Here is a 1,864-nt window from a genome sequence, read left to right as displayed (position 1 = left end):
CCGGACCGTCGCCCACGCTCGCCGCCGTGCGCGCGCGCGGCGCCGTCGCCTGCGGCATCGCCGGCACCGTCGCCGGATTCTCCCTGCCCGACGCGCATGGCGTGATGCGCGGGCTGGACGCCGACTGGTGCCGCGCGGTGGCGGCGGCGGTGTTCGGCGACGCGGCCCGCGTCAGCTACGTGCCGACGACGGTGCAGAACCGCTTCACCGCGCTGCAATCGGGCGAGGTCGATCTGCTGGTGCGCCAGACCACCTGGACGCTGGCGCGGGAGGCGGGGCTCGGCCTGCTGGCGGCGGGGGTGAACTTCTATGACGGCACCGCCTTCCTGGTCCGGCGCGTCGGCGGCATCACGCGGGCGGATCAGCTCGACGGGGCGACGGTGTGCATGCAGCCGGGCAGCAGCACGGAGCTGATGGTCGCCGACTGGTTCCGCCAGCATGACAAGACATTTCATCCGCTGCTGATCGAGGACGTGACGGAGCTGCGCGCCGCCGTGCTCGCCGGGCGGTGCGACGCCTATGCGACCGACGGCTCGGCGCTGGCGACGTTCCGCGCGACGCAGGGCGCGCGCGCCGACGAGTTCACCGTCCTGCCCGACCGCATCAGCAAGGAGCCGCTGGGCGCCATGGTGCGACAGGGCGACGACGGCTGGTTCGACATCGTCCGCTGGTCGCTGTTCGCGCAGATCCTCGCGGAGGAGGAGGGGCTGACCAGCGCCAACGTCGCCGCCGCGCGCGACGGCAGCACCGCGCCCGATGTGCGCCGGCTGCTGGGCGTGGAGGGTGATCTGGGCGCAGCCCTCGGCCTGCGGGCGAGCTGGGCGTACGACATCATCCGCGAGGTCGGCAACTACGCCGAGATGTGGGACCGCGACATCGCGCCGCTCGGCCTCGCGCGCGGGATGAACGCGCTGTGGACGAAGGGCGGGCTGATGTATGCGCCGCCGCTGCGCTGATGCGGCGTCTGCGCGACTTGCTGGTGCAGGCGGCGGTGCTGGCGGCGGTCGCGCTGCCGCTTGCGTGGTTCGCTGCCAATGCCGGGCGCAACCTCGCCGCGCGGCACATCGCGAGCGGCTTCGGCTTCCTGCATGACATCGCCGGCATGCCGATCGGCGAGACGCCGATCGCCTGGCATCCGGCGGCCGACACCTATGCGCGGGCGCTGCTGATCGGCGTGCTCAACACGTTGCGGGTCGCGGCCGTGGGCATCGTGCTGGCGACGGGGCTCGGCACCGCGATCGGCATCGCGCGGCTGGCGCGCAACTGGCTGCTGTCGCGGCTGGCCGCCGTCTATGTGGAGGTGCTGCGCGACGTGCCGCTGCTGTTGCAGTTGCTCGCCTGGTACGCGGTGCTGCTGCATCTGCCGCCGCCGGGCGCGGGGGCGTGGCATCTCGGCCCGTTCGGCGTGCTGTGCAACCGGGGCCTGTTCCTGATCCACCCGGCGATGGGGCGGTTCAACTACACGGCGGGCGTCGCGGTCAGCACGGAGTTCCTCGCGCTGCTGGCCGGGCTGGTGTTCTACACGGCGGCGTACGTGGCGGAGACGGTGCGCGGCGGCATCCTCGCGGTGCCGCGCGGGCAAAGCGAGGCGGCCGCGGCACTCGGCCTGACGCGGGCGCAGACGCTGCGCCATGTCGTGCTGCCGCAGGCGCTGCGCGTCATCATCCCGCCGCTGACGGGCGAGTATCTGAGCCTCGTGAAGAACTCCTCGCTCGCGGTCGCGATCGGCTATCCGGAGATCGTGTCGATCGCGGACACCACGCTGAACCAGACCGGGCAGGCGATCGAGGGCGTGGCGCTGATCATGGCGGCGTACCTGACGATCAGCCTTCTGATCAGCCTCGCGATGGCGGGCGTCGATGCG

General features: G+C 72.5%; 2 protein-coding genes. Both read left to right on the top strand.

What is annotated here, in order from left to right; translation table 11 throughout:
• Positions 1 to 956, top strand: a 956-nt coding sequence (locus B8460_RS18075; protein WP_048863013.1) for an amino acid ABC transporter substrate-binding protein, incomplete at its 5' end; no start/stop codon positions are given.
• A partial coding sequence (locus tag B8460_RS18070) for an amino acid ABC transporter permease (protein ID WP_052945303.1) occupies positions 956 to 1,864 on the top strand: 909 nt, incomplete at its 3' end. The genes B8460_RS18075 and B8460_RS18070, both read left to right, overlap by 1 nt.

Source organism: Acidisphaera rubrifaciens HS-AP3, from assembly GCF_000964365.1.
GTDB lineage: Bacteria > Pseudomonadota > Alphaproteobacteria > Acetobacterales > Acetobacteraceae > Acidisphaera > Acidisphaera rubrifaciens.
The sequence above is the reverse complement of the archived record's forward strand: the minus strand, read 5'-3'. Positions and strand labels throughout refer to the sequence as shown.